Annotated in this window: 16 protein-coding genes, 2 tRNA genes and 6 pseudogenes; 14 read left to right on the plus strand and 10 right to left on the minus strand. The window is 36.2% G+C overall.

Translation table 11 applies throughout. The features are described 5' to 3' along the window. Window positions 1-404: 404 nt before the first annotated feature. The 4 genes from NBW36_RS02805 to NBW36_RS02820 all read right to left on the minus strand — a co-directional run bounded on the left by NBW36_RS02805 (window position 405) and on the right by NBW36_RS02820 (window position 3,580). Window positions 405-493: transfer RNA gene (locus tag NBW36_RS02805), tRNA-Ser, on the minus strand. 86 nt (window positions 494-579) lie between these two features. Beyond that, window positions 580-1,542 (minus strand): esterase/lipase family protein, encoded by a 963-nt coding sequence (locus NBW36_RS02810; protein WP_250237593.1) that lies wholly within the window; start codon window positions 1,540-1,542, stop codon window positions 580-582. A 92-nt stretch (window positions 1,543-1,634) separates the two neighbouring features. Then, the gene (gene dnaN, locus NBW36_RS02815; RefSeq protein WP_250237594.1) at window positions 1,635-2,747 is read right to left on the minus strand and encodes a DNA polymerase III subunit beta; all 1,113 of its coding nucleotides are present in this window, start codon (window positions 2,745-2,747) and stop codon (window positions 1,635-1,637) included. Between the two features lie 335 nt (window positions 2,748-3,082). Then, window positions 3,083-3,580: a dihydrofolate reductase gene (locus tag NBW36_RS02820; protein WP_256465565.1), complete on the minus strand. Its 498-nt coding sequence runs from the start codon at window positions 3,578-3,580 to the stop codon at window positions 3,083-3,085. 118 nt (window positions 3,581-3,698) lie between these two features. Between NBW36_RS02820 and NBW36_RS02825 the strand changes: the two genes are divergently transcribed. From NBW36_RS02825 to NBW36_RS02885, 13 genes and pseudogenes are all read left to right on the plus strand, one after another. Beyond that, window positions 3,699-3,772 (plus strand) — tRNA-Ala (locus NBW36_RS02825). 717 nt (window positions 3,773-4,489) lie between these two features. After that, the gene (locus NBW36_RS02830) at window positions 4,490-4,798 is read left to right on the plus strand and encodes a hypothetical protein (RefSeq protein WP_250237596.1); all 309 of its coding nucleotides are present in this window, start codon (window positions 4,490-4,492) and stop codon (window positions 4,796-4,798) included. A gap of 44 nt (window positions 4,799-4,842) precedes the next feature. Next, the gene (locus NBW36_RS02835) at window positions 4,843-5,097 is read left to right on the plus strand and encodes a DDE-type integrase/transposase/recombinase (protein WP_250237598.1); all 255 of its coding nucleotides are present in this window, start codon (window positions 4,843-4,845) and stop codon (window positions 5,095-5,097) included. An 85-nt stretch (window positions 5,098-5,182) separates the two neighbouring features. Then, a pseudogene (locus NBW36_RS02840) lies at window positions 5,183-6,004 on the plus strand (IS982 family transposase). Between the two features lie 27 nt (window positions 6,005-6,031). Next, window positions 6,032-6,196: an integrase core domain-containing protein gene (locus NBW36_RS02845; RefSeq protein WP_250237601.1), complete on the plus strand. Its 165-nt coding sequence runs from the start codon at window positions 6,032-6,034 to the stop codon at window positions 6,194-6,196. A gap of 390 nt (window positions 6,197-6,586) precedes the next feature. Beyond that, window positions 6,587-8,329 (plus strand): ABC transporter substrate-binding protein, encoded by a 1,743-nt coding sequence (locus NBW36_RS02850; RefSeq protein ID WP_250237603.1) that lies wholly within the window; start codon window positions 6,587-6,589, stop codon window positions 8,327-8,329. A gap of 152 nt (window positions 8,330-8,481) precedes the next feature. Continuing rightward, window positions 8,482-8,961 (plus strand): ABC transporter permease family protein, encoded by a 480-nt coding sequence (locus NBW36_RS02855; RefSeq protein ID WP_250237605.1) that lies wholly within the window; start codon window positions 8,482-8,484, stop codon window positions 8,959-8,961. Continuing rightward, entirely contained in the window at window positions 8,951-9,175 is a 225-nt protein-coding gene (locus NBW36_RS02860) for a hypothetical protein (protein ID WP_250237607.1), read from the plus strand. Before NBW36_RS02855 ends, NBW36_RS02860 begins: the two co-directional genes overlap by 11 nt. A 578-nt stretch (window positions 9,176-9,753) precedes the next feature. After that, window positions 9,754-10,242, plus strand: coding sequence for an oligopeptide/dipeptide ABC transporter ATP-binding protein (locus NBW36_RS02865; RefSeq protein ID WP_250237609.1), 489 nt, complete (start codon window positions 9,754-9,756; stop codon window positions 10,240-10,242). A gap of 8 nt (window positions 10,243-10,250) precedes the next feature. Beyond that, window positions 10,251-10,598: an ATP-binding cassette domain-containing protein gene (locus tag NBW36_RS05500; protein ID WP_320412869.1), complete on the plus strand. Its 348-nt coding sequence runs from the start codon at window positions 10,251-10,253 to the stop codon at window positions 10,596-10,598. Window positions 10,599-10,626: 28 nt separating this feature from the next. After that, a complete protein-coding gene (gene aspS, locus NBW36_RS02875; RefSeq protein WP_250237611.1) occupies window positions 10,627-12,027 on the plus strand; it encodes an aspartate--tRNA(Asn) ligase in 1,401 nt (466 codons plus the stop codon). Window positions 12,028-12,354: 327 nt separating this feature from the next. Further along, window positions 12,355-13,236, plus strand: a pseudogene (locus tag NBW36_RS02880) (IS982 family transposase). 109 nt (window positions 13,237-13,345) lie between these two features. Further along, window positions 13,346-13,869 (plus strand): annotated as a pseudogene (locus tag NBW36_RS02885) (IS256 family transposase). 38 nt (window positions 13,870-13,907) lie between these two features. Here the strand turns inward: NBW36_RS02885 and NBW36_RS02890 are convergent. The 5 genes and pseudogenes from NBW36_RS02890 to NBW36_RS02910 form a co-directional block, all read right to left on the minus strand. Beyond that, window positions 13,908-14,093: pseudogene (locus NBW36_RS02890) on the minus strand (DDE-type integrase/transposase/recombinase); the annotation flags it as partial. Window positions 14,094-14,493: 400 nt separating this feature from the next. After that, window positions 14,494-15,033 (minus strand): IS3 family transposase, encoded by a 540-nt coding sequence (locus NBW36_RS02895; RefSeq protein WP_250237613.1) that lies wholly within the window; start codon window positions 15,031-15,033, stop codon window positions 14,494-14,496. A gap of 685 nt (window positions 15,034-15,718) precedes the next feature. Beyond that, window positions 15,719-19,330 carry a sodium:solute symporter family transporter gene (locus NBW36_RS02900; RefSeq protein ID WP_250237615.1) on the minus strand — a complete coding sequence of 1,204 codons (3,612 nt, stop codon included), beginning with the start codon at window positions 19,328-19,330 and terminating at the stop codon, window positions 15,719-15,721. Window positions 19,331-19,587: 257 nt separating this feature from the next. After that, the gene (locus tag NBW36_RS02905; protein WP_250237617.1) at window positions 19,588-19,749 is read right to left on the minus strand and encodes a hypothetical protein; all 162 of its coding nucleotides are present in this window, start codon (window positions 19,747-19,749) and stop codon (window positions 19,588-19,590) included. Window positions 19,750-19,758: 9 nt separating this feature from the next. After that, a pseudogene (locus NBW36_RS02910) lies at window positions 19,759-19,898 on the minus strand (IS256 family transposase); the annotation flags it as partial. A gap of 90 nt (window positions 19,899-19,988) precedes the next feature. Here NBW36_RS02910 and NBW36_RS02915 point away from each other — a divergent pair. Then, window positions 19,989-21,151: pseudogene (locus NBW36_RS02915) on the plus strand (IS256 family transposase). A 796-nt stretch (window positions 21,152-21,947) separates the two neighbouring features. On the opposite strand, the gene leuS reads toward NBW36_RS02915, so the two are convergent. Next, on the minus strand, window positions 21,948-24,734 hold the full coding sequence (gene leuS, locus NBW36_RS02920; RefSeq protein WP_250237619.1) for a leucine--tRNA ligase: 2,787 nt from the start codon (window positions 24,732-24,734) through the stop codon (window positions 21,948-21,950). Window positions 24,735-25,296: the final 562 nt, after the last annotated feature.

The raw sequence follows: 25,296 nt of genomic DNA on the forward strand, positions 1-25,296 counted from the left end.
CAGAAAAACAGCATGTTTGCAGCCCGCATAGCGGGCAAATTCTATTTTTCCAGCTGCAAGGTGTAGTTTTAAGAACTTTTTGCAGAGGGCTTTATTTTTTGCACACTTTTTTATCAACATGAGTTCGGGATTAGATTATTTTTTCATTTTATAATCAATATCAATGAAAATTTATAAAATTTGTTTTATAGACAGTTAAATAGGTAGTTGAATAACAAATAATTCTGATAATCAGTTTATTATATATATTATATTTATAAAATTAGATATAAAAACTTGTTAAATAGGTGCAAATATTAACTAAATAATTTATATTAAATTGTTGTAAATCAGTCAAATAAATCCCGAACTCACGTTATCAAGAAAAAAGTGTGATATAAATTCCTTTATATTGTGGCCACAAGCGGAGTAGGAGGGATTCGAACCCCCGGTACCTTTTTCAAAGTACATCCGTTTTCGAGACGGATACCTTCAACCACTCAGACACTACTCCAATAGCTAGACGGACAGCATCCATTCAGCCGTATGGTCAACTGCTTAAGAATAATAAAAGACACCCTAGCAATCAACATTCCTTATTTACTGGAATATGCTTTTGGTGAACTTTATAACTGTATGCAATGCAAGGGGATGTGCAAGTATAGCTTTAGACTTTGGAACAGGTATCTTCCAAACATGGGTACTATGAAAAGCGTCTTTGATTAAAACGCTTTTGAAATTTTTCTTGCCTTTAGAGATAATATGGAGCGCATGCTGGCTATAAAGCGGAAGCTGCATGTCATGACGGCTATTAGGATGGTTTTCACCCACTACAAAAAAAGTATAGATGTTATTTAAAGCCTTAAAACGATGCGTCCCTTTCCTAGTCAGAAGCGATCTAAAATCATTTTGCCCCCCTCCTACTGCTAGGATAGGAACTTTTTCACTAGCAAGGCATTTTTGAACCTCACATAAAAAAGCACTCCCTTCCATCAAGTCTTTACCACCAGGGCAGAGACATACAGTTTGGTTGACTTCTGCATTTAACATAAGCTGCTCTTCAAGACCAGTTTTAGGATAACCAAGGGCAAGCGAAAGCATACGGAGATCATGTAAAATAGGATCTGTTAAATGCTGTGACAGTATTGTAGCATCCACCCTAGCACCAGGCGCCCCTTCCCATGGCGCAGCTAGCGTAACCAGCCCTTTTATATTTAAAAGAGCTTCATATTGCTTGAGAAAAGCATAAGCACGTAGACCACCTTGACTATGACCTATCAGTAACATAGAGCGCTTGTTCAAATGTTCCACCTTGCTAGAGAGCTCTTTAAAACTACATTCAGCTTGTTCTTTTATAGGAAGGTTTATACTCTGCATACCTTCCACACTGGTCAACGCAACCACAGAAGCAGCAGGAAAGGCTTGCTCAAGCCCTTGCTTCATCGTATCAAAAGAGGTAGCGCTGTTGCCCAACCCATGAAATAGGACAATTAATGGATTGTGCTGATTTTTAGATGACGCTGCTTGAGAGGGGTTTGGAATCAGCAATAAACAAAGCAGCATCGACTTAAATGTGTAAAAGATGTATGACATAGAGGTATAAAGATCAAGTTGTATATGGAATAAAATCTAAACTAAAGTAGCTAAAAATTAATCTAAAAAATAATAGGCATAATTAATAATAGCAAGTGTTCCTGTTTATTTTGTGTTTTAGGAAAAATTAAAACAGCTTTATTGGCTCCCCAGAAAAAGAATTCTACTTCTTCTGTTGTGATACTAGCAAGCATCTCTAGTAAAAGCTTGGCATTAAACCCTATTTCTAGGGGTAATCCTTCATATACACAAATAAGTTGTTCTTGTGCTTCATTAGAAAAATCCAAATCTTCTGCTGAGATGGTCAATTGGTTCTCGATAAGATTCAACTTGACCTGATGGGTAGCTTTATTGGCGTAAATAGCGGCGCGCCTAAGTGCACTCACTAAAGCAGGTCTACTTATGGTAAGCTTACTGGTATGTTCCTTGGGTACCACGTTCTCATAGTCTGGATATCGTTCATCCACTAATCTACTGATCAGACTAATGTTATCGATACTAAATTGGATTTTATGTCGATCAAAAATAAAGCCAATCTTCTTATCTCTACCACTCAATAGACCATTCAAAAGTATCAATGCTTTTTTAGGCACAATAATCGGGCTTTGTGTAGATGCTGCTAGATCTTCACGAATATAACGCACCAACCGGTGCCCATCCGTAGCCACAAAAGTAGCCATGGCATGGGTTAATTCTATATACACACCGGACATAGCCGGTTTTAATTCATCATTACTAGTGGCAAATATGGTTTTTTGTAAAATATTTTTCAACACATCCACTTCTACCTCTAACGTTATACCATCATCTAAAGTAGCCAGTTGTGGAAAATCACTCGCACTCTCCCCTGCCAATTTATACTGCCCACTATCAGATTTAATAGAAACCGTATAAGAATTTGGGTTCACTTCTAATCTAATAGGCTGTTCTGGTAGGTTCTTAACCGTATCCAGCAACATACGAGCCGGTATGGCCACACTTACTTGAACATCTGATTGAATCGCCAAAGCAGCACTAATAGAAGTCTGTAAATCTGATGCTGTAACGACTAAACGATTATCATCTATCTGAAAAAGAAAATTTTCTAAGATTGGAACAACTGGATTACGGGTGATAACCCCACTAATGGCATTTAGCTGCCGTGACAGCAAAGCTGATGATACGGTGAACTCCATGGTTATTTTTTTTTTGATTTGAATATGGGGATTATGCTGCTATCAAGGAAATCCCTATCCATCTTCCTGATGCTTTTATCTGTTTGACCGATGACCATGACCATTTGGATATTTTGTTATAGACAAAGCGCTGCTCCCCACGCTTTAAAATGCTACTTGCGTAAAGTTAGGCTTATAAATGAACACAATTTAAAAAAAAACTTAAAAGATTTTATTTTTGGCTATTTAATGGTAAATCTACCTTATTATTTTTATGCAAAAAGGGATCTCCTTTTTCGTAAAGAAAGACAAGCCTTTAATCTTACGATATTACTTATAAAAAATAAGGAAAATAGTTATTTTTTGCATTCCTTTTCTAATACAATCAATTCATAATCATAAGAATTTTTCGCATCTCCTTTAAAAGAACGTATATCACGTTGCACCCACTCTTTCCCTAATACGGGAAAATAAGTATCCCCAGGTAAAATAGCATGGATCTTTGTTAAATAAATTCTATGGGCTATAGGTAAAGTTTGGCGGTAAATCTTTCCCCCTCCAATAACAAATAACTCTGATTCGCCTTGCGCTTTTGATAAACTTATAGCTTCTTCTATGCTGCTCACTATATGATACCCTACAACTGATCGATCCATTTTTATACTGACTACTATACTAACCCGATTCGGTAAAATACGCCCAATAGAACGAAAAGTATGGCTGCCCATTACCATATGATGACCTTGTGTACGTTTTTTAAATTCTTGTAAATCAGCAGGAAGATGCCAAGGAAGCTTATTTTGCTTGCCTATTACTCTATTTAATGACATCGCGACAATAAGGGATATAACCATAGTATGTTTTAAATATATTCAAAATAAAACAATTTATTTTGAATTATTCAAAAAACACTACTATCTTTGTTAGACACTAAAAAAGCATTGAATCGGTGGGTTGTAGGCTATAACAACAGGGGGATTAGCTCAGCTGGTTAGAGCACTTGCTTTGCAAGCAAGGGGTCATCGGTTCGAATCCGATATTCTCCACTTTTTCTTGTTGTCTGCTCAATCAACTGCCATTGGCTCGTTTAGTTGCTAAATCGCTTTAATTATGTTTCTTATCAAGATTTTGATACTCCTCATAAGGCATGATTCAATAGATTTCTATAAATGTCCTCAGCATGTTTAGGTAAATGTTTTTTACAGGTGCTGGTAATGTTTCGCGTTTGTATTATATGGGATATGGGTATAGCTTTACAATGGTTCTATCACAGGTTTTACCACAAAAAATTTTAGTAAAAAATTCTAATAAAGAGGCTTGCTTAAAAAGATTTATTCTATTAACATTGAAGGTATCAACTAATTTAGTTAATGTCCAATATAATCGACTGAAAAATTCGGACAAAAAAATGACAATTTGTTTCTGTATATTTCAGTTTAATGATATTAAAATAGAGCTATCCAATGGTCAGAAATAAGATTAGGCGTTTTAGTTCGGAAGAAAAGACTAAAATAGTATTCGCTTTACTAAAAGAAGATTCCACACTGGTTGCATTATCGTCCAAATAGCGAGTAACGACTAAAACTATTCAAAATTGGAAACGTCAGTGTTTAGAAAATGCTTCAGTAGCCTTTGATCCATCAAAAATTGTTAGCGTTTATAAAGATGCAATACAGACTCTTAAGGATCAAAATGATGCACTGGCTAAAGCTTTAGGGAAGACTACCGTTGAGCGAGATTGGGCAGCGGGAAAGCTAAAGAGCTTGGATGTATTAAGTAAGAAAAGTCTTGTTAGATCCAAGCTTCCCAAGCTACCCAAGGCAAGCCAATGTGCATTGTTATCGATACATCGCTCTTTGGTATATGCTGTCTATCCTGGCAAGAAGCCATTAACTTCTTGTAAACATGATCAGCATAAGGTATACAGTTACTTTTTGGATCAATATTGGGTAAACGCTGGTAAAACAAAGCGCATTGATGTACCTAAACCGAATCAAGTTTGGAGTGGGGATATTACTTATATTCGCACCAGTAGTGGGTTTATCTACCTCTCAGCTATTATAGAATTATAGATTGGCACAGTAAAGCCATATTGAGTTATAAGGTATCCAATACTATGGATACAACGCTTGTAATAGGTACATTGAAAGCAGCACTTAGCACATACCCTGCACCAGAGTGCTTTAACAGTGATCAAGGTAGTCAGTATACCAGTCATAAGCATACAGAGCTATTAAAAAATCATCGTATTAAAATTTCCATGAATGGCAGAGGTAGAAGTATTGATATACCTGAGTTCGGGATTAGCTTGTTAAAAAATAGCTTTAAAAAGCTCCTTTGTGTTTTAAATTTGGAGATAAAAAAATACTAACCAGATTATCCAAAGGAGCCAGTTATGAATGTAGAAATAATTAGTTGAAATATATTATGCTGTTGATGAATTTCTCATAAAGTTTATGCCGTATATGGAAAAACAACTGTTAACCAACTCTAAAAAAAAACCCACTAGAACTTGTTCATTAACTTTGAGTGAAATAATGACTGTTCTTATTGCCTTTCATGTGATTGGTTTTAGAAATTTTAAGTCTTATTATATTCATTTACAGCAATTTCATTCTAGTAAATTTGGAAAGTTAGTGAGCTACAATAGATTTGTAGAACTGATCCAAAGAACGTTAGCTCCCTTGTACTGTTTTACACAAAGTCTTTCTAAAACAAAAACAGGTTGTTATTTTATGGATGCAACAGCCATCAAGGTTTACCATATCAAAAGAGCCTATACGCACGGGTTTTTAAATCGATTGCTACTAAAGGTAAAACCAGCACCGGTTGGTTTTTTGGATTAAAGTTGCACTTGATAGTCAATGATTTAGGAGAAATTATGAATTTTCAACTGACCACAGGTAAAACTAATGATAGGTTTCCTGTAGAAAATTTGTGTAAACACTTCATGGGTAAAATGTTTGCCGATAAAGGTTACATAAGCAAAGATTTATTTGAAAAACTGATCGAGAAAGGCGTGGAACTCATTACCCAAATCAGAAAAAATATGAAAAATGCTTTTATGCCACTCTGGGATAAACTGATGCTTAGAAAACGATCTATAATTGAAACTATTATAGATCAGCTCAAAAATATTAGCCAGATAGAACATTCCAGGCATAGAAGCATACCTAATTTTTTAGTCAATTTGATAGCTGGAATTACAGCTTATACACTTAAAAGAGAAAAAACCTTCTATAACTAATATATATATGACTGGTTCACAATACGTCTAATCCCGAACTGAGGTTAATAAGATTGTGATGGAAAGATTTTTTAGAACGCTAAAATATAATTGCCTCTTTATCCATAAGTTTAAAAATATTAAAGCGCTAAAAGAGGGAATTAATAGGTACATTACCAAGTATAATTATCAAAGATTCCATGCTAGCATTAACTATCAAAAACCTAGGAAGTGTTTATCTTAGGTATTTAAAAAATGGGGGCTAGCAAATGGGAAAAATTAGGAAACAAAATTATTAATAATTTGTCTGAATAAATCAGTCCACTATAAAAAAGTTTAATTGGGGACCGCATGGCGGCTTCTGATTTTCCATCTTTAGGGGAACACTTTTGGCAACTTTTTGCATCAGGGCTTGATTTTTTGCATACTTTCTATCAAAAAAGTAAGCATACAAATTCCTTGTCGGTTGTTTATTAAAGTAAAATAAATTAAATTATATATTCATTATGGTTTTATGGTTTTATTGATTCTTTATTTATGCTAAGCCCCTGGTACGAGCGCTGAGCATAGCCTATGGTTAAGTTTTGCTTATGCTTTTTAAGGTTAAAATTATAAACATTATAAACAATTCATTATGATTAGTAAACGGACAATATTATTATTGATGGCTGTATGGGTTTTTGCCTCTATCTACTGGAAAGAGTATAAAAAAGAGCAAAAGATGATTGCTACCCCCACGTTAAACAACGTAGCGCTATCTACCATTAATGGTACTGACCCAATAAGGATAAGTGATAAATATTCTACAGAGGTGGTCGGTAAAATCTATGAAGGTTTGTATGCCTATCATTATTTAAAAAGACCTTTTCAGTTGGTAACCAATCTTGCTGAAGAGATGCCTTCCATTTCTCCAGATGGTTTGGTTTATACTTTTAAAATTAAGCAAGGTGTTGTATTTCAAGATGATCCCTGCTTTCCAGATGGCAAAGGTCGAGTGCTTAAAGCAGCTGATTTTGTTTTTAGTTTGAAAAGGCTAGCAGATCCTAAAAATATAGTACCTTATCTGGGTCTTATAAAGGGTAAAATCAAGGGCTTGGATGCATGGAAGCAACAGGCAGATTATGCGCAAGAGGTGGAGGGGTTAAAAGTGTTGGATGACTATACCCTGCAAGTTACCCTTACAGAACCTTGGGCAGATTTTGTACACTTTTTAGCTATGCCAGCTGCTTTTGTGGTTGCTAAAGAAGCTGTAATACACTATGGCCCTGAGTTTTTAAACCATCCGGTAGGTACGGGCCCTTTTACCCTAGAGGGTGGGTTTAATCCGCAAGCCAACCAATTGACTTTTGTAAAGAATCCTTCCTTTAGAGAAAAATTCTTCCCTGCTGAAGGAGATACGCTCTATCAGCCTATGATAGTGGCTTATGCGGGTAGAAAGCTACCTTTGGTAGACAAAGTAGTGACTGATGTTATTATCGCAGAGCAGCCGCTTACATTAAAACTAGAAAATAAAAAACTGGATGTAGCCCCGATTAGTAGTTCTAGTATTGCATTGAGTATGATTGAAAATAATGCCCTTTTACCAAAGTGGGGCAAAAAGGGATTGGTCTTGGTGCAATCTTCTAGTGTAATTACTCAGTTTTTTGGCTTTAACCACAGCCATACGGTCTTTCAAAACCCTGACTTAAGACGAGCGATGTCTATGGCTTTTGATAGGGAAACCTATAATCAAACCTTCTATAAGGGTGCTGCTCAGCTGGCGCATTCTTTACTACCGCCTACGTTAATGGATGAAGCCAATGCCTTGCAAGTATCGTATGGTTATAACCTTGAACGCGCAAAAGAATATTTGGTTAAAGCAGGCTATCCAGGTGGAAAAGGGCTGCCCGTTATTACACTTGATGCGATTGCAGGAACCAACTATAAAGATCAAGCACAATTTTTTGCTAAGTGTATGGCTCATATCGGTATAGAAGTTCAGGTAGTAACCAACCTTCCTGCAGAACACTGGAATAAGATCACTAAAGGAGCTACTATGATGCACCTGTTGAGATGGCAGGCTGATTGTCCAGAACCATCTTCTTTTTTACAGGTGATTCGCAACAAAGAATTATGTGGTTTATTCTATGAAAATGCTCGTTTTAATACACTGTTCCATAAAGCTATGGCCACAACCGATGATGGGGAAAGGAAAGCACTCTATCTAGAGTTGGCTAAAATAGCAACTGAGGAAGTACCTATGATTTGTGCACTGCATGTTCCTGAGCAATATCTGCATTACAACTGGGTTAAAAATGTAGCTTTTAGTGACTTTTGTCCATCTCTAGATGCATATATTGCAGTAGATATGGCTGCCAAGGTCAAAGCTATTAAGTAATCCGTTGTCTACGTTATGCGTATTTTCCCTTCGGGTATAATACAGTCTTTTATTTGTTTTTAATCTATGTGGGTAAATGGAAGGGGCAATTTACACAAAGGGTAACACCTCTTCCTTATTATGACGTGTTTTTTGTATATCTCTTAAAAAGGTTGCTCTATGCGCTTTCGGTTATTGTAGGGGCTGCTTTTTTAGTTTTTGTTATCTTTAATATTCTTGTAGGGGACCCTACCTATATTTTATTGGGTAAATATGTAACACCCGAATCCACGGCACTATCTGTCCGTGAACCAGGTTTAGATAGACCTTGGTATATTCAATATTGGAAGGTTTTACAATCTGCTTTTACCTTTAATTTTGGCTACTCCCGGATGACCAAGCAGTATATTTTAAATATCTTTCAAGAGGGCGGACTAGTCTCTTTAACCGTTACATTACCTGCTTTTTTAATAGGGAATAGCTTGGTGATATCTGTTGCCCTTTGGATAACCCAATATAGGGGAAACCATGTGGGGCCTTCTTTTGGTCATCTGCTGCATTGTAATAACCAGTATTGCTTCGTTAGTATATATTCTAATTGGTCAGTTGTTTTTTGGGTTCAAATTAAGGACTTTTCCCATAATGGGTTATGAAAAAGTCTTTTTAGCCTCTATGCCTTACATCACTTTGCCAACTATTATTGTAGTATTACTTCATTTTTGTTATCACCATCGGTTTTATAGCACCATTATGTTAGAAGAAATTTATCAATATTATGTGCATACGACACAGGCAAAGGGGCTGCAAGAAGAGATTGTACTATTTAAACATAACGTGAGTTCGGGATTAGATTATTTTTTCATTTGATAATCAATATTAATAAAAATTTATAAAATTTGTTTTATATACAGTTAAATAGGTTGTTGAATAATAAATAATTCTGATAATCAGTTTATTATATATATTATATTTATAAAATTAGGTATAAAAACTTGTTAAATATATGCAAATATTAACTAAATAATTGATATTAAATTGTTGTAAATCAGTCAAATAAATCCCGAACTCACGTTAAACATAACTTTAAAAATGTAATGGTCCCTATTATTACAACTTTCTTAAAGGATTTGCCATCATTGCTACTTGGTTCTGTACGGCATTTTTCTAGAAGGAAGGGATATTTTACAACTTTCGCTAAAAGAGATCCAAGAGATACGTGGCAATCGTATTTCTATGATCTTTCAGGAACCTATGACGGCACTCAACCCAGTGTTTACAATTGGTGAACAGATTATGGAAACCATTCAGTTGCATCAACAGGTTCCACCCAAAGAGGCAAAAATACGATGTATAACCTTGTTAACCCTAGTCGGAATACCGGCTCCTCACCAGCGCATGTTGAATATCCACATCAGATTCACGGGGTATGCAGCAACGGGTAATGATTGCTATTGCATTGGCTTGTGGGCCCTGTATTGATTGCGGATGAACCTACTACTGCTTTAGATGTGACGACTCAGACGCAGATTATGGATGTGATTAAAAGACGCCAAGTGGAAAATAATATGGGTATTATACTGATTACCCATGACCTGGGCATAGTGGCTCAAGTATGTGACAAGGTGGCAGTCATGTATAGTGGTAGCATTGTAGAAAAGAGCTCAGTAAAAGCTGTTTTTAATGCGCCGATGCACCCCTATACACAGGCATTACTCGATGCAATTCCTGCTTTATCTGATAGTAGGGGAATCCATAGATTACCTACCATTGATGGCGTAGTGCCTCCTTTATGGGATCTGCTCATTGGTTGTTCTTTTCAAGACCGTTACCCCAACGTACAAGATCGATGTAGAACGAATAACCCGTCTCTTCAAGAATTAAACTGTGGCCATTCCGTAGCCTGTTTTTATCCATTACAAAATGGCGTTAAATAGTAAGGGGTATGCAAGTCAATAAAGAAGTTTTGTTAGAAGTAGATCACCTTTGCAAGACCTTTGCTGTAAAGCATTATCGCTTAGGCCATACGATTCGTACCATCTCTGCTCTGAATGGTGTAAGTTTTACCCTATACAAAGGAGAGACACTAGGCTTAGTAGGAGAATCTGGTTGTGGCAAAACCACACTGGGTAGGACCATTTTGAGGTTGGTTGAGCCTACTGCTGGGCGTTATTTTCATCGACGTTGCTGGAAAGTGGTAGAAAAATGTAGGTATATCCATCCAGAACTGGCTCAAACAGAAGGGGGAAAATCATCAGGTAGCTTATCATTTTCCAGAAACGGTATTAAATAATAATTTATAATTAGCCTATCAAAAACATATGTACCCTCTTTCAGAAATCAAAAATCTTTCTAGCTTACACAATCAGGAAATCGTTAGGGTTAGGGGAAGGGTCTTTTCCAAGAGAGACTGTGGCCGGGTATTTTTTTTGATTTTACGCGATGGTATCGATACTTTACAGGTGGTACTAGTAAAAAACAAAGAAGGAACCCCTATCCATCTCTCTCTAGAGGACTGTAATGTATTGCGTAGAATTGAAAATGAATCTTTCATTGAAGTAATTGGTCAGATTCATTGTTCTGAAAAAGCAATATTGGCGTGTTCTCAACAATCGATTGAATTGGCTATAATGAATTATACAGTGCTCAGTAGGTCTGTATTAGACCTGCCTATTACCCTAAAAGAAACAGCCCTTATAGAAGATAAAAAAGCTGAAAATCAGGTATTTTCACCTGTTCAGTATGTAAAGCGATTGGATAATCGCGTATTAGATTTGCGTACCGATTTGTCGCAGGCTATTTTTCGAATCAATGATGGCATGCTTTTCTATATACAGCAATATCTGCGTGGTCATGGGTTTGTAGAAATCAAAACGCCTAAGCTCATAGGAGGGGCTTCTGAGGGTGGTACAGATGTATTTAAGGTAGACTATTTTGGGAAACCGGCTTGTCTGGCACAGAGCCCTCAGTTGTATAAACAGATGGCAATTATAGGTGATTTTAAACGGGTATTTGAGGTTGGGCCTCTCTTTCGTGCAGAAAACTCCGATACCAATAGACATCTTACAGAGTTTATAGGTGTTGACCTTGAAATGGTTATAGATCAGAGCTATATGGAAGTGGTCCGTCTAGTATATCAGCTATTGGTTGATCTGTTTGATGCATTAAATAAAAAATATAACCGGGAGATTGCCATCATACAATCTTTTTTTGATGTTCCTGCGCTAACCCTTGCATCAGAATTGGTTGTGGTGCCTTTTCCCGATGCCGTTGCCTTATTGAAGGCCCATGGAAAGGCTCGGGGGGAGTTAGAGGATTTGTCTACGGATGATGAAAAGCAATTAGGTACTATTGTAAAAGAAAAGTACCATACAGATTTGTATGTGATTACGTGCTATCCATCTCGTGTACGTCCCTTTTATACCATGGTTGATCCAAATGATGGTAGATATAGCCATGCCTATGATTTTATGTTACGCGGTGCAGAAATTCTTTCTGGCGCACAGCGGATAGATGATTACACAAAGTTATTAGAACGCGTTGCTGAGCTGGGCATAGCACCTAGTACTATAGCGCATTATTTGCATGCATTTAAATATGGTGCGCCTCCTCATGCAGGGGTCGGCATCGGATTAGAGCGTATGTTAAAGTATTTTTTAGGCTTACCAGATGTACGTTACAGCAATTTCTTTCCGCGTGATCCTAAGCGGTTGCATCCTTAATCAGTTATCTTTTTTACATAAAAAAATAGGTGCCCGTCTTACGTTTGTATTATTAAGATGATATTTTTAAATCAAAGAGCTGGCATAAGGCCTCCGTTATACTGGACTGATTTATTCGGACATTTTTTTCTTAATTTTATTTTCTATTTTTTCCCATCTGCTAGTCTACCAATTTTACATGGTTAAGATAGACGTTCATAGGTTTTTGATAGTTAATACTAACCTGAGTTCGGGATTAGCTTGTTAAAAAATAGCTTTAAAAAGCTCCTTTGTGTTTTAAATTTGGAGATAAAAAAATACTAACCAGATTATCCAAAGGAGCCAGTTATGAATGTAGAAAAATTAGTTGAAATATATTATGCTGTTGATGAATTTCTCATAAAGTTTATGCCATATATGGAAAAACAACTGTTAACCAACTCTAAAAGAAAACCCACTAGAACTTGTTCATTAACTTTGAGTGAAATAATGACTGTTCTTATTGCCTTTCATGTGATTGGTTTTAGAAATTTTAAGTCTTATTATATTCATTTACAGAAATTTCATTCTAGTGAATTTGGAAAGTTAGTAAGCTAGAATAGATTTATAGAACTGATCCAAAGAACGTTAGTTCCCTTGTACTGTTTTACACAAAGTCTTGCTAAGACAAAAACAGGTTGTTATTTTATGGATGCAACAGCCATCAAGGTTTGCCATATCAAAAGAGCCTATACGCACAGGGTTTTTAAATCGATTGCTACTAAAGGTAAAACCAGCACCGGTTAGTTTTTTGGATTAAAGTTGCACTTGATAATCAATGATTTAGGAGAAATTATGAATTTTCAACTGACCACAGGTAAAACTAATGATAGGCTTCCTGTAGAAAATTTGTGTAAACACTTGATGGGTAAAATGTTTGCCGATAAAGGTTACATAAGCAAAGATTTATTTGAAAAACTGATCGAGAAAGGCGTGGAACTCATTACCCAGATCAGAAAAAATATGAAAAATGCTTTTATGCCACTCTGGGATAAACTGATGCTTAGAAAACGATCTATAATTGAAACTATTATAGATCATCTCAAAAATATTAGCCAGATAGAACATTCCAGGCATAGAAGCATACCTAATTTTCTAGTCAATTTGATAGCTGGAATTACAGCTTATGCACTAAAAGAGAAAAAACCTTCTATAACTAATATGTATATGACTGGTTCACAATATGTCTAATCCCGAACTGAGGTATAAAGGATGTTTTAGGGCTTTGGATGAGTGAAAATGAAGGGCTAAATTTTGGTTAGGCAATTTAACAGAACTCAAAAATCGGGGTATGAACAATATGCTCATTGAATGTACAGATAATTTGTCAGGCATGTCTGAGGCCATTGCTGCTGTATACCCAAAAACGGAACATTAGCTCTGTATTGTTCGTGCAATTAGGGGTAGTTTGCAGTATGTCTCTTATAAACATAGAAAAGTATTAGTTGCTGATTTAAAACCAATTTATACAGCAGTTACCGAGCAAGAAGCATTGATGGCCTTAGAAGCTTTTGCTACTAAGTGAAATCAACAATACCCACAAATAGCCCAATCTTGGTATGCTAACTGGGATAATCTGATGGTATTTTTACAGTACCCTAATGCCATACGTAAGGTCATTTACATAACAAATGTTTGGAATCTGTAAATAGCCAATTTCGTAGAGTTACCAAAAATAAAAAAGTGTTCCCTAACGATCTAGCTGTTTTTAAAACATTATATCTAACTATTAACTACATGACTAGAAAATGGACCACCTCTATTCATAACTGGAGCGAGACTATGGCACATTTTTTAATTAAATTTGAAAACAGAATTGAATAAAACCAAAAAAATAATTTACACACTTAAGTGGACAGAGCCTGATCACTATTAAAGCATTCTGGTGGAGGATATTTACTCAGTGCCTCTTGCAAGGTATCTGTTACAAGCGTTGTATCCATAGTATTGGATACCTTATAACTCAATATGGCTTTACTGTGCCAATCTATAATAGCTGAGAGGTAGATAAACCCACTACTGGTGCGAATATAAGTAGTCGACCCTGAAGTATTATTTATCTACTTGTTAATCAAAATAAAAAATATTAAAAACCTGTTAAATTTATATTAAAAAATAACCACTTTTTGAGTTGTTTTATATAAAAATCTTGCAAAACAAGGATCAAATTTAAGCAGATATATAATATTTGTAGTAACCTGAGTTGTAGATTTATTTGCTTGATTTACAAATGTTTAGTATTACTTAATTCGTTAATATCTATATCTACTAAATAAGTATTTTATCTATAGATCATATATAATATATTGATAATCAAAATAACTTGTTGTTCAGTTATTTTATTTAATTATATATAAGATGAGTTATGTAAAATAAATTTTTATTTATACTGATTATCAATATAAAAAATAATATAATTCAGAACTTATAATAATACTTCAGGGTCGACTAAGTAACATCCCCACTCCAAACTTGATTCGGTTTAGGTACATGCACCTGCTTTGTTGTACCAGAGTTGGCCCAATATTTATCCAACAAGTAACTATATACCTTATGCTGAGCATCTCTACAAGAAATAGAGGGCTTCTTACGTGGATAAACAGCCCATATGTTCAGTACACCCATATACTTAAGCACACGATCTCTGCCTACATTAAAGCCATCCTCTTGTAGCTGATTGTATATATAGCGATAACTATATTCCGGATATTCCCTGTAGATTGAATCTATTTTGTTTAAAACAGCTGTATTACAACCATTTAATTCCCTAGCTTTGTAATATATCAAAGAGCGATGTATCGATAATAATGCACATTGTCTTGCCTTGGATAAGTTGGGAAGCTTGGATCTGACAAGACTTTGCTTATTTGGTAAATCCAAGCTCTTTAGCTTGCCCACTGCCCAATCTCGCCCAACGATAGCCTTTCCTAAAGCCTTCGCAAGTGCATCGTTTTGATGCTTAAGTGTGCTAATTTCCTCTTTATACACACTAACAACCTTGGATGGATCAAAGGCTATGCAGGCATTCTCTAAAAATTGACGCTTCCAATTTTGAAGGGTTTTACTAGTGACGCCATATTTGGAAGACAGCTCAACTAGCGTTAAATCTTCTTTTAGTAAAGCTAATAACGTGAGTTCGGGATTAGATTATTTTTTCATTTGATAATCAATATCAATAAAAATTTATAAAACTTGTTTTATAGACAGTTAAATAGGTAGTTGAATAACAAATAATTCTGATAATCAGTTTAATATATATATTATATTTATAAAATTGGATATAAAAACTTATTAAATAGGTGCAAATATTAACTAAATAATTGATATTAAATTGTTGTAAATCAGTCAAATAAATCCCGAACACACGTTAATACTATCTTAGTTTTTTCTTCCGAATTAAAATGCCTAATCTTATTCCTACCCATCTGATTAATTTATTGTATGACTCTAAAACTAAACGATATGGAAAATAAATTAAAATATTTTTGTCCGATTTTTTCAGTCCAGTATATTCTAACTTTCAGCCTAGTAGGACTTCCACTTACTGGAAAATACTAGTCTCTCTGGAGACACAATAACCCATATTAAAGTTGACCCCTATATAAGAAAGACTTTTGAATATTATACTGTAATGGCCTTATTTGGTATCCAGAAGAATTACCCAAGCAACGCATTAACTATCTTGGTCTTTATCCTTGTTTTTCTCTTTTTCTCTTTCTTCTTCCTTACTTTTACACACCTCTAGTGCCTGTTTAGCTGCTTCTTCTAATACTACTCCTATCTCTGGACCTAAGTATGTGTTGGCTATCTGCACATCTATGGCCAAAGTTTCTTGCGCCATATGTTGCACTTCTGTTAGTTGGATATAACCTGCTGCATGACATAGGTCATAGAGCCGTTCGGCCAGTTTGATAAAGAGCACAGAAAGCTGTACATGCTCTTCCTTAATCGCTTCTTTCAATCGATTCTTCACATGCAGCAACGAAGGATGGTCTAACGCTTGCCGCTTATCTATACCTACTACATTCAATACAAAGGCATATACACCAAAGTTATAATGTTCCTTAATATAAGAAAGGGGCAAACAAGTACGGCGCACCAATCCATAGAGTAAAGCAGCATAGATCACTTTAGGGGAATGAAACACCCATTCTACTACTAATGTTGCAATACCTACTGCCCGAACGTAAAATAATTGACCCGATTCATGCCGCTTAAAGCCAAAGTGCTTCCGCAGCAATAAAAGCAAACCTGAAATCGTTTTCATATCAATAGGATCTTCTTGAAGAGAAGATTTGGAGACATAGTCATGAAATTGCATTAATACCATCATCGAATCGGCTTGCTCTTTAGGCGTAACAGGGGTTTCTAAGGTTAAGGCATCTATGGGTAGTGTGGTAGTTATCTTACCGAGAATCTCAGTAACATCATTAGGCAGCACCAGTAGCATAGTGGGTTGCTTTTGGTCACTAGCATCTTCTAAACAGCCATAGTGAGCCCCAATAACATTGGATATGGTTTGCTGTTGGAGATCTATAGATGGTGGGGCTTCTTTTCGCTCTTGAGAGGTTGTAAAATTTATTACATCAGCGTAAGACGCTTTTACTTTTGGAAGCAAATCAGCAGGAGTAGTAGCTTGGCTTATTACCAGGGCAGTAGCTTGGAAAATCAGGCATACAGGATCGCTACCGTCAAAAGGATCTGTTTGCTTAAATTGTAAAACAGTGGGGTGCAGTTGTATGCGCACAACTGGTGCATAGGATCCCTCTGGCTTACCAACCCGCAAAACACTCTGCACCAATGAGTAGACTACTTGGTGGATATCGCATACAATATAAGGGCATGGTCCTTTATTAGGATCGTTTATTTTTTCTACCAGAAGTCTAGGCGGCTCATCGATCTCTTGGGATAACGCTACTTCCACCTTACGGATCAGCTTATCTAAAGTAATTTTAGTAGGCTGCAGTAGTGCATGTTCCTTGGCCCTTTCCTTTTTATTGAAATAGATCACCCAATCATAAAACTTATTGATAATGCTCTGGAAATCTTGCTTATAAAGAGTCATATTGCTATCTAAAAAGGAGATAGATTCTTCAATTTTACGCACTACTTGTGTTAAAACAAATCCATAACCCCTAGGTTTAGGAAAAGTACCCCTATTAGAGGAAACTAGAGCCGCTTCATAGAGGGAGGCTTTTAGATTTTGGTTTTCCCTGATCTTTTCGTGGTCTTTTAGGTAAAGAATTTGTCCAGTAAGGTCACCTACTTTGACTTTAAAACAGATAATAACAGTAAATAGCAATAGGCTCGCTATAAATAGCGGAAATAGGGAAGATAATAGTGGGAAAGACAATCCAGCAGCAATAGGATAAATGGCTACTAATGAAGTAACTGCTACAACCCCTATGCCCAGATAGAGGGGTAATAGCCATAAGATTATAGCACAATGGGTCAAAAATAAGGATGCGGTAAAGATTGGATCCACCAGATGCCACCAGTTCCAAAGCAGATCTATAGGAAAGTAAAGGGCCAACCCTATAAGCCAACATAGGCCAATAAACCAGCTTGGAATTGATTTGCTAAAGAAAGTTTTATAGCGGGTGAATAGGCCATAAGATGCAAAAAGAAAACCTACAACCACTTGGCATATAGCCTTGTGCAAGCAGCCTTGCTTAAGAAACCAATAACCTAGAGTAGCAGTAGCGATTATATAGAGACCCGTTAAGCATAAGATAGCATCACTGGGTCTTAGCTTGGCCAAGGTGGTTGCTTTATTGACCCAAGCATTTTTAATGGCCTCTTTTCGTTCTGCGCGCTTGCGGGCGTTTTCCTGTTGGATTTGTTTAAACTGGTAATCTGGACCAACCCAACCTGCACTTTCTGGGTGTTTCAGTAGATAATGGGCAGCCATCATGGCTAGGGCATTGGCTAGCATACAAATAAAAGCACCATCTATACCAATTGTGGACTTAACCCACTTATTCCAAGCTAAAATAGATAGCGCACCTGTAGCCATACCAATTAAAGCCGTACGGGAAGTTCCTCGAAAGCTAAAGATAGCTAATAAAGCCGGGGCAGTAATTACTGGAAGAGAAAAGGCAAAAGACAACATAAGTAAATCCAGCAGATCCTTGCAATAAAAAGTCAAAAACATGCTAAGTAGGCCCACTACTAAGGTGGTCCATCTAGCTATCTTAAGTTGACGCACGTCATCAATTTCTTTTTCCTTTGGTAGACTTTCCAAAATATCATGGCCAACCATAACAGCACAAGAATTTAAATAAGAATCAGCTGTAGACATAGCCATGGCGAGTAAACTAGTACAAACCATACCCCTAAAAATAGGGGGAATATTAGTCATTATATGATACCAAATATCTTTGATTGGTAGTGTTGGTATAGCTGCAAAAACAAATAGACCAATCAAAAGTATGACACTACTTATCACAACACTAAAAAGGCTGGTATACAAAAATATTCTTCTTGCTTGAGTAGGCCCAGAAGACATATAGACTCTTTGCATAACTGCAGGTACCCCCAGATCAGGAACCATAATACATAGAGCCATCGCAACCATACCCACTAGTTTAGTATCAAAATGGAGCAGACTACTAAACTGAAATTTTTCTTGCGTTTGTAGCAAAGAAACCACTTCTACAATGGATTTACCTGTTTTTTTAAACATAAACCAAGCCAAAAATGGAATAATTATAGTAAAGGTCACAAACTGCAAGATATCTGTAAAGGTAACTGCACGAACACCGCCAAACATAGAATAGAAAATAAGGATTAAGGCAGCAAAGACGGTAATAATTCGGGGATTAAACAAATCTAGATCTACACACATGCTAACTGCCTGGGCCATTGCAATGATTTGCATAGTAATTGCAACAATAGATCTACAAATACCAACCAAAGCTGTAATAATCCTTGGGTACTTACCATAGACATTACCCATCGTTTCTGCAATAGAAAGGTTTTGCATAAATGGCCCCATACGTAACATCAACCGACTAAAGAGCCATATACTGAAACTATTCACACCCACAATAAGGATGATCCAGTAAAGGCCAAAGTTATATACTTGTTGTACATTAAATACTAAGCCCCCCCCACTATACAAAGTAGCCAATACGGTAGCCACCAAAGTAGCGGTAGCAAATTGCTTATTCCCCACCGCATATTCCCGAAAGGTGGTTTCCTTTCTACTAAAGTAGATCCCCACTACCAAGGTTAATACCAAAAAAGTAGACACTATAAATAGCGACTCATTAAAGCAGATCATAAAGAATGCTGTTAAAAAGGTTAAAAAATACTTACAGATACACAAGCAACACAAGTTGTATAGTAAGGATTTTTAGTTAAAAATCAAAAAAAATAAAGGGAGGAATATTACTGATATTTCAGGTATGGCTACGCATTATACTGAACAGGATCATATATGATAGATAGATAGATAGATAGATAGATAGATAGATAGGGTTCTGTCGCGTCTATATTTTCTTTTTGTATAGCTTTTCTCTTTAGCTGAAATTTTGAATATCATGCAGCCATTAAGATAGAAAAATGCTCAAAAGTAGAAAGATGATTTTTAGCTCCGATTATTTGTCCTTTTTGAATCATACGATCAGAAAGAACACCTTGCAGCTGATCAAAAAAATAGTTTAATGGAGGCCACAGGAAGTGTTCAATGAACTGTGTCACAGTACCGCTCTATCTCAACTCGAACTTTAACCTACCGAGAAAAAAGATGTCGAGCTGAGATATCGTTTTTATACAAGGTTTATACTGGTAAATGCTCCCTTTGTCTTAGTAAATTGTCTAATCTGCCTGTGCAAGCTTTCTATGGGATGGTTCGGAAGTGTTCACTAAACTGTGTCAAATCTTTAAAAAGTTATAATTTGCATACTTAACAGATAAAGGTTTTAGACATAGAAGAAACAATGCATAATGACTACGTTGGCTTAGTAGATTAACAAATCTCTAGAGGCAAATATTTTATCCTCTATCCGTTTAGGTAAGCCTTTAACAGGCAAAGGTGGTGCTTTAACGCCTCTGATAAAAAAGCTTTTAGAGGCAAGTCTAGAAGGTGAAATGGCACACCATTTATCTAGTGATTCACGAGAAAATAATAGAAGAAATGGCAAAAGCTCTAAAACTTTTCGTACAAGCTCTGGTTCATTTGATTTAGTAACCCCTAGGGATAGGACAGGTAGTTTCGATCTGCAAATAGTTAAAAAGCGTCAAACAAGTTTACATCCTGAGCTGGAAACCAAGATCTTAAGCATGTTTTCTAGTGGTATGAGGTATAATTCTATAGCGTCTCATGTTGAAGAAATTTATGATCATAAAGTGCCAGCTGCTGAAATATCGGCTATTACAGATAGCTTGTTACCGGTAATAAATGAATGGCGTAACCGTCCTCTTCAATCAGTTTATCCAATAGTTTTTATGGATGGCATGTTTTTTAAGGTGAAAGAAGATGGAAAATGTGTAAGTAAATGCATATATACCTTATTAGGCATAGATCAGGAGAGGAAAAAAGAAATATTAGGCTTCTATTTGTCTGAAAGTGAAGGTGCTAACTTCTGGCTAGGTGTACTTAACGAACTTAAGGAAAGGGGTGTAGAAGATATCCTTATTGCCTGCGTTGATGGCCTAAAAAGCTTCCCTTCATCCATAAATACCGTTTTTCCTAATACACAAGTTCAGGTCTGTATAGTACATCAGATACGCAACACACTCAAATATGTAGCTAGCAAAGATGTAAAACGTTTTTTAACTGATTTAAAGCAAATATATCAAGCCTCAAGTAAGGAAGTTGCTGAACATTATCTATTGGAACTGGAAGAAAAATAGGAAAAAAAGTATCAGATGGTTACCAAATCTTGGCAAAATAATTGGGACCATTTATCTGCTTATTTTAGGTATTCAGGTTCTGTCAGAAGGCTAATTTATACAACCAATCCCACAGAAAGCTTGCACAGGCAGATTAGACAATTTACTAAGACAAAGGGGGCATTTACCAGTATAAATTCCTTGTATAAAAACGATATCTCAGCTCGACATCTTTTTTCCCGGTAGGTTAAAGTTCGAGTTGAGATAGAGCGGTACTGTGACACAGTTCATTGAACACTTCCTACAAATAGCAAAATTACACTATCGACCTATCACAACGGTCTCAACTCTTTTTAAACTCGTTAACTGAAGTAGAGCTCCTTTCCTCTTGAATGGTTTCCCAATCAATACTAACGGTAGTATGAGCCCCGCAGACTTCTGATATCACCTCTATTGACTTCGCTTTACTTATAACGTAAGTTCGGGATTTATTTTACTGATTTACAACAATTTAATATCAATTATTTAGTTAATATTTGCACCTATTTAACAAGTTTTTATATCTAATTTTATAAATATAATATATATAATAAACTGATTATCAGAATTATTTTTTATTAAACTACCTATTTAACTGTCTATAAAACAAATTTTATAAATTTTTATTAATATTGATTATCAAATGAAAAAATAATCTAATCCCGAACTCACGTTATTAAAAAACTTAAGTATAAACGATTAAAGAAGTAACATAATTTAACCATTGTATAACACTAAAAGTCACTTTTTATACCAAAGCTTAAAACTCTATTGCAACGGCCTCTAAATATGAAAAAGATTAGGAAAATAAATAAGACACCTTGAGTCTTACAATAGGTACCTAGATCACTGAACAATAGATATGCTATATCTTTTAGCATATTTTTTAGTGAATATGCTAAAAGTAAAATTATATGCATATACAAGCAACCATCGAATGCCTGTGCTCCCCACCTGCGCCATGTATACATGGCTGTTATTTTTTCAGCTTCAACCCAATTTGTATTTTTCATAAACTCATGCTATTATACAACTACATTTACCATTTTGTTAAGAACAATCACCACATTTTTAGGTGATTTACCTATAACCCATTTTTGAATCACTTCATTGGCCAATACTGCTTTTTCTATAGCCATAGAGGATGCATTACAGCCAAAAACCATTTTAGTACGCACCTTACCATTTACTGCAATAGGATATTCAAAACTTTTCTCTTCTAAGTATGCTTCATTCCAAAGTGGAAAAGCCACCTCTGTAATACTATCTGTTTTGTCTATACTTTCCCATAGCTCAGCAGCCATGTAAGGGGCAAAAGGTTCCAACAACAAAATAAAATCTGCTACAATAGATTGGGTGACCCTTTCAAAAGTTGATAACCTATTTAGACCAATCATTAAACTACTTATAGCCGTATTAAAAGAACATTTTTGAATTGATTCTGTTACTTTTTTGATGGTTTTATGGATTACTTTAAGCATTTCCTGATGAGGAAGCAACTCAGTAGTGGCCCACGAAGCTTTTGCATGGTGTACAAAACGCCATACCTTATTCAGAAAACGAAAGACCCCTTCTATACCAGACAAATCCCATGGTTTAGATTGTTCCAATGGTCCTAAAAACATCAAATACAAACGTAAAGCATCAGCGCCATATTGAGCAATAACCTTATCTGGGTCCACCACATTGTATTTGGACTTAGACATTTTTTCCATTTTACTCCCACATATATATTTACCTCCTTCTAACAGGAAGCGCGCATCCGCAAATTCAGGGCGCCAATTTTTTAACGCTTTTAGGTCTAAAATATCTTTTTCTACAAACGCAGTAGGGATATAGATAGGAATGACATCATATTCCGATATAAGACCAGCACTCAGAAAGATATTTTGATCTTTTAAACGATATGCTATTGCCGTAGGTTTTTGAATAAGCCCTTGATGGAATAATTTTGGAAATGGCTCACTTATATCAATGTGACCCAAATCATACAATAGCTTGGTCCAAAAGCATGCATAAAGGAGATGTCCGGTTGCATGTTCTGCGCCACCTATATAAAAATCTACACCTTTCCAATAAGCTTCTTTTTCCTTACTCAGAAACGCTTCTGTATTATGTGGATCCATGTATCGCAAAAAATACCAACTAGAACCTGCCCAACCTGGCATAGTATAAAGGTCTAAAGGGTACCCCTCTGGGGTAGACCAACTGGATGCATTACCCAATGGTGGTGCACCAGATTTGTTTGGTTGATAACTACTTACTTCTGGTAATACAAGGGGTAGTTGGTCCTCAGAAAGGGCATAAGGAAGGCCATCTTCCTTATAGTATATTGGAAAAGGCTCTCCCCAATAACGTTGCCGACTAAATATAGGATCTTGTAATCTATAATTAACCTTATACCTCCCAACCGTTTTTTGCGTAAGTTGTTGCATAACTTTTTCAACAGCTTCTGGTACAGAAAGTCCATTTAGAAAGTCAGAGTTAATCATCCTACCTTTAGGTGTTTCATATGGACCATCTTTTATAAGGATCGTACTTTCTATTACAGGCAAGATGAGCAAATCAAAAGATTGTGCAAAGATATAATCTCGTTTATCATGAGCAGGAACACCCATAATAACACCTCTACCATAGCTGGGTAATACGTAATCTGCCACCCAGATAGGCAATGGGGAACCTGTAAAGGGATGTATTACACAAGCACCTACAAATACACCGCTTAAAAAGGTAGTTTCTGCAAGACGACTTCTCTCTAAACGATTTTTAGCTTGCTCAATATAAGCAATAAGTTCTACATCACCTGTTTGTTGTGCTATAAAACTAGCCCAAGGATGCTCAGGTGCTAAGGCAATAAAACAAGCGCCAAAAATGGTCTCTGGTCTTGTGGTAAAAACCGTAATGGTCTCTCCTCGTTGGCCTTGTACCCTAAAGGTAATTTCTGCGCCTTGAGACTTGCCCAGCCAATTGCGTTGCATCTCTTTAGTAGAAAGTGGCCAATCTAAGGCTTCTAGATCGGTTAACAGACGTTCTGCATAGGCAGTCATACGTAAACTCCATTGCTTCATTTTTTTACGTGTGACTGGATAACCACCTCTTTGAGAAAAACCATCTTTAACTTCCTCATTGGCCAAAACAGTACCCAATGCTTCACACCAGTTTACCATGCTATCTTTAAGATAAGCTAATCGATAATGCAATAGTTTGGTTTGTTTTTCTGTTTCAGTAAATGCATTCCATTCCTCAGCTGAAAAAATAGGCGTATGGTCGTCACAAGCAGCTTGCACTTTGGTACTGCCGTGGAAAGTAAATTCCTGAATAAGGGTATCAATAGGGGCTGCTTTTTGTATAGCGGTATTGTACCAAGCATTGAACATTTGCAAAAATATCCACTGTGTCCATTTATAATAGGCAGGTTCACTGGTATTGATTGATCGATCCCAATCGAAGTCTAAAGCAACTTGTTTAAGTTGTACTATATATTTTTCTATATTTTTTGCAGTGGTAATGGCGGGATGTTGGCCGGTTTGAATAGCATGCTGCTCAGCAGGAAGACCAAAAGCATCAAATCCCATTGGATTCATCACACGGTATCCACTATGCTTATAGTAACGAGATAATATATCTGAAGCGACATACCCCACGTAGTGCCCTACATGGAGTCCTTCCGCTGAAGGGTAAGGAAACATATTCAGTATATAATACTTGGGTACATTTTTAGTAGTAAGGGACCTACTATCTATAATAGATTTTTGTGCCTTCCATCTATTCTGCCATTTTTTTTCTATCTCGGTAAAAATATAGGGTTGCATGTCTAAATATTATTCAGTAATCAGTAAAATCAATAATACATCGGGATGGCTTATACCCGTTCATAAACGTGTAGCCACTAGCTTCATCTAAAAATGGAATACACCTCTTTAATCTTTATAAGACGCCAATTTAGTTTAAAACTAATAAGAAAATATATAAATTTACCAATATTATTCTTGGGTTGATCCTAAGTTGGATATAGTTGGTGGGTATTGATTATTTATATTGGCATTGGCTATCTATTGCTTACCTTCTGTAGATTAGCCTTTTATTGAAGCTGACATTTGGTGTATGCAGGCTATTGTGTGCTGCAGCAAAGCAGTACTTAAGATAGAGGTAGGCCCTCCGCAATCTGTGTTCAGGCACTGGTTGCCAATGACTGTAAGCTGCTATAGTAAAAAGCTGTGGTAGTGAGCGTTAAAGAAAAGATGCACAAGATGTATCACGTAAGGATGAGAGAGACGCATACAAGTGAACCACCGTACATGTTTCGATAGATTTAAGTGATGTCAAAACCAGGTTAAGTACCAACACTAGGATAAGTTTGGAGGACACCTGATT

The organism is Cardinium endosymbiont of Oedothorax gibbosus (assembly GCF_936981045.1).
In the GTDB taxonomy this organism is placed as follows: Bacteria; Bacteroidota; Bacteroidia; order Cytophagales; family Amoebophilaceae; genus Cardinium.